This window comes from Roseiarcus sp., assembly GCF_052145395.1.
Classification (GTDB): Bacteria; Pseudomonadota; Alphaproteobacteria; order Rhizobiales; family Beijerinckiaceae; genus Roseiarcus.
Genome location: NZ_JBKQOT010000825.1, coordinates 1 through 4203 on the forward strand (window position 1 = coordinate 1; position 4203 = coordinate 4203).

Annotated in this window: 5 protein-coding genes; 3 read left to right on the top strand and 2 right to left on the bottom strand. The window is 67.5% G+C overall.

Translation table 11 applies throughout. The features are described 5' to 3' along the window. Positions 1-458 precede the first annotated feature (458 nt). Both ACLP25_RS28510 and ACLP25_RS28515 read right to left on the bottom strand, forming a co-directional pair. Positions 459-1043 carry an amidohydrolase family protein gene (locus tag ACLP25_RS28510; protein WP_442472464.1) on the bottom strand — a complete coding sequence of 195 codons (585 nt, stop codon included), beginning with the start codon at positions 1041-1043 and terminating at the stop codon, positions 459-461. Then, a complete protein-coding gene (locus ACLP25_RS28515; RefSeq protein ID WP_442472465.1) occupies positions 1040-1429 on the bottom strand; it encodes a hypothetical protein in 390 nt (129 codons plus the stop codon). The genes ACLP25_RS28510 and ACLP25_RS28515 overlap by 4 nt, the downstream gene beginning before the upstream one ends. A 102-nt stretch (positions 1430-1531) precedes the next feature. On the opposite strand from ACLP25_RS28515, the gene ACLP25_RS28520 reads away from it, so the two are divergent. The 3 genes from ACLP25_RS28520 to ACLP25_RS28530 form a co-directional block, all read left to right on the top strand. Further along, positions 1532-1921: a VOC family protein gene (locus ACLP25_RS28520; protein ID WP_442472466.1), complete on the top strand. Its 390-nt coding sequence runs from the start codon at positions 1532-1534 to the stop codon at positions 1919-1921. 287 nt (positions 1922-2208) lie between these two features. Further along, positions 2209-3714: a sugar ABC transporter ATP-binding protein gene (locus tag ACLP25_RS28525; RefSeq protein ID WP_442472467.1), complete on the top strand. Its 1506-nt coding sequence runs from the start codon at positions 2209-2211 to the stop codon at positions 3712-3714. 10 nt (positions 3715-3724) lie between these two features. Then, positions 3725-4203: ABC transporter permease (locus tag ACLP25_RS28530; protein WP_442472468.1), on the top strand; the 479-nt coding region annotated here is incomplete at its 3' end.

Here is a 4203-nt window from a genome sequence, read left to right on the forward strand (position 1 = left end):
CAAAAATGGGCAAAGTCGAGCTAAGACTTGCCATGGCTAAAAGTGCTGCGCCGCCGAGAATTAACTGGATTGCCATGTCGGATATGTCGCTCATAACTGCAGCCCCCTGGCGTTTACGTTGTAAAGAAATCACGGTCCGATTGCGCGCGCAAGGCTGGGCTTAGATAGACCTGTCGGTTTTGCAGGCTTGAAAGGCGCGCGCTAGGCCCGACCGACAAAGCTCGCGCCCTACCGCCTCGCCGGCGCCGACGGTTTCGGGATCGGCGGCGCGCTGTGCAAGCCGGGCATGACAGCGAAGGCGGTCGAATCGAAAGCGGAGGCTTTTACCGCGGCGTGGGCTGCGGCCGTCGAGCCCCGCGCGCTGGACCACAGCCCATAATTCACCACTAAGGACACGAAGGAACACGAAGCGCCTTAGTGGACCTTGGTGCTCTTTGTGGTGAGAAAAACAGCAGCCGTTAAACCCCGAACAGACGCTCCGCATTCCCGTGCGCGATGGCGTCCCGGTCGGCCGGGCTGACCGGCAGGCTGTCCAGAAAGGCGCGCGCCTCCGCCATCGGGCGATAGGGATGGTCGGCCGAGAAGATAATGCGGTCGACGCCCACCTCCATGAGAAGCTGGAGAAAGGTCGGCAGGAAGTTGAATCCGGCGAATGTGTAATGCACGTTCTCGCGCAGATAGGCGCTGACGGGTTTTTTGAGCCCGGTCACGGACGGCGGCATCGAATCGACCCGCTCGATCATGAACGGCAGCGTCTCGCCCATATGGCCGATGACGATCTGCAATTCGGGGTGTGCGTCAAACACGCCGCCGAGGACCATCCTGAGGACATGCAGCGCCGTCTCGATGTGCCAGCCCCAGCCGCCGTTCGCCATCATTTCGGCCACCGCGGGTTTGAGGCCGCGGTACCAGGCGTCGACGACCGGCTTCGGCGATTGCGTGGGGTGGAGATAGATCGGCAGCTTCAGCGCCTCTGCGCGCGCGAGCACGGGCCAGAACGCCCGATCGTCCAGATAACGCCCGCCGCAATGGCCGTTGATCACGATGCCCTTGCAGCCGTCTTGCGCGATCGCCCGCTCGAGTTCGGCGATCGCCGCCGGGGATCAAGAAGCGGCACGGAGGCGAGGCCGAAGAACCGGTCGGGATGGCGCCGGACCGCTTCGCCGATCGCCGCGTTGGTCTCGCGCGCGACACTCTTCGCCTCCTCGCCCGAGAGCTGCTCGACGCCGGGCGAGGTCAGCGACAGCGCCTGCATGGTGACGCCGGCCGCGTCCATCGCCGCCACGCGACCGTCTCCAAGGTCGAGAAGGTCCGCAACGAGGTTGCCCAGGCGCCCGCCAGTGCGCTCGGCGCGCCCCTTCAGATTCCGGCCGGGGCCGTCCATGTATGTCGGCGTCGCAAAATGCTCCTCGAGGGTGATCGTGCGCATTCGTGGCCTCCTAGACAATGGCTACATCAACGCGACAGCGCGCGGGAATTTGATCCATGTTAGAGTCGATCGGCGAACCGTGCGAATGCTGCGGCGGGCTCCATGTTCCTCAATCTTGCTCAAATTGGCCAGATCGCCTTCGCCGTTTCCGACGTCGAGCGGTCCGAAGCGTTCTACCGAGACGTCCTCCGCCTGCGCAAACTCTTCCGGTTCAGCGACTTGACCTTCTTCGATTGCGCGGGCGTGCGGCCGATGCTGGAGAAAGCGCACGATGGGAACGTTTGCGGAATCGGCGTCCCTTATTATCGCCGCCCCGACATCACCGTCGCGGTCGCCGAACTCGAAGGGCGCGGCGTTCGATTCTCGTCGCAATGGCGGCTGATCGCGCGGATGGACGACCATGATCTCTGGATGTCCCTCTTCACCGACCCGGACGGCCATCAGCACGCGCTGATGCATGAGGCGCCGAAAGGATGGGCGCTGCCGAATTAGCGGCGGATTCGGGCGCAGGCGCGGGTTGCGCGAGCCAAGCTTCGTGCTACGCTGGCATGCTAGAGGCTTGGGGGCGCGCCGAGAGAATCCGCAAGGATCGAGCAAACGGGAGGCGCCGTGGCAGCGAGGGCCGAACCAGCGCTGAAGACCGGCGCGTCTTCCGCCGGCTCGATTCTGAGCGCGCCGCAGTCCCGATCCGGCCGCCCGCCTCCGGGGCCGCCGGTGTGCAAGGCTCGCGCTGACCAGCATGAGCTGAGGCGGCCGTGAACGCCGAGCCCCTCCTGACGATGCGCGGAATCGTCAAACGCTACGGCGGCGTCCAGGCCTTACGCGGCGTCGACTTCGATCTCCTGCCCGGCGAGATTCACGCGCTGCTCGGCGAGAACGGCGCCGGAAAATCGACCCTGATGAACGTCCTTTCCGGCGTCGTCGAGCCGGACGAGGGCGACATGCGGATCGAGGGCGCGACGACCCGCTTCGCCGACCCGCGCGCCGCACAGACGGCCGGCGTCGCCACCATCTTCCAGGAACTCGACCTCGTCCCCGGCCTCGACGTGACCGCAAACCTCTTCCTCGGCCGGGAGATCACGCGCGCGGGGGTGCTCGACCGCGGCGCGATGCGTCGCGCGGCGCGCGAGCGTCTCGCGGTTGTCGGGGCCGACATCGACGTCGATCAGCCGGTCGGCGAACTCTCGGTCGGCCGGCGGCAGATGGTCGCGATCGCCAAGGCGCTGACCTACGCTTCGCGCATCTTGATCATGGACGAACCGACCGCCGCGCTCACCGCCGCGGAGGTCGATCGCCTGTTCCGCGTCATGCGCGACATCGCCGCCCGCGGCGTCGGCATCGTCTATATTTCGCACCGGCTCGAAGAGGTGCCGCGCGTCGCCGACCGGGTCACGGTGCTCCGCGACGGCCGCGTCGCGGGAACGGGGCCAGCCGCTGCGCCGCAATCCGAACTTGTGCGGCTGCTGGTCGGGCGGCCGCTGGCCGAGCTCTATCCGAAGCGCGGCGCGCGCTTCGGCAGGACCGTTCTGCGCCTCGAGCGCGCGCGCTTTTCGCCGAAGCGCGCGCGCGCCGGCTGGCAGGCGCCGGACGACGTTTCGCTTCGCGTGCGGTCCGGCGAGATCGTCGGCCTCGCCGGCATCATGGGCGCGGGACGAACCGAGCTTCTGACCGCCCTTTACGGCGCGGCCGGCCCCGGCGCCTGGTCGGGCGTCGTCGAAGTCGAGGGCCGGCCCGCTCGCCTCGCCTCGATCCGCGCGTCGCGCGGCGACGGCCTCGGGCTCGTCACCGACGACCGGCGCGGTAGCGGGCTGATGCTACGCGACAGCGTCGGACGCAATCTGGCCCTGACCGTGCTGAAGCGCGTGTCGCCCTTCTTTCTCATGTCGCCCGCCCGCGAGGCGGCGCTGGCGAGCGAAGCGATCAAGACCTTCGACGTGCGCCCGCCTCTGCCGCAAGTCATCGTCGGCGCGCTGTCGGGCGGCAACCAGCAGAAGGTCGTCCTCGCCAAGGAGGTCCTTGGGCAACCGCGCCTCCTGCTGCTCGACGAGCCGACGCGCGGCGTCGACGTCGGCGCCAAGGGCGAGATCTACGCCCGCATCCGCGCGCTCGCCGACCGCGGGCTCGGCGTCCTCATCGCCTCGAGCGAAATGCCGGAGCTCATCGGCCTGTGCGACCGGGTCGTCGTCTTGCGCAAGGGACGCACGGTCGCCGAATTCGACGGCGGCGCCGACGAACACGCGGTGCTGGCGGCGGCGGAAAAGAGCGAGGGCAACGCCCATGAATGACGCAGCGCCCATGCGCGCCGCTTCGGCTGCGCCGTCCCCGACCGGACGCCGGATCGACGTCTTCGCCATTGTCGTGCGTTTTCAGAGCGTCATCGGACTCGTGCTGGTGGCCATCGGCGGGATCATCTTCTCGCCGCGCCGGCACGGCCACATTTTGTTCCTGGCGCCCGACAACATGGCCAACATCGTTCGCGCCGTGTCGGAGACAGGCATCATCGCGGTCGGCATGACTTTCGTCATCATCACCGCCGGCATCGACCTTTCGGTCGGCGCCCTCCTGAGCCTGTGCAGCGTTCTGACCGCGACAATCATGACCAGCGGCGGCTACGGGCTCATCCCGACCGTCCTGTTCGTCGTTCTGTGCGGGTCGGCGTTCGGCGGCGCCCAGGGCCTCATCTCGAACCGGTTCCGGCTCGAGCCGTTCATCGTCACGCTCGCCGGCCTGCAGATCGCGCGCGGGCTGGCGCTGGTCATCTCCGGCAACCAGTA

Coding starts and splice junctions, on each gene's coding strand:
- ACLP25_RS28515 (WP_442472465.1), bottom strand. CDS start 1,429: ATGCGCACGATCACCCTCGAGGAGCATTTTGCGACGCCGACATACATG.
- ACLP25_RS28520 (WP_442472466.1), top strand. CDS start 1,532: ATGTTCCTCAATCTTGCTCAAATTGGCCAGATCGCCTTCGCCGTTTCC.
- ACLP25_RS28525 (WP_442472467.1), top strand. CDS start 2,209: ATGCGCGGAATCGTCAAACGCTACGGCGGCGTCCAGGCCTTACGCGGC.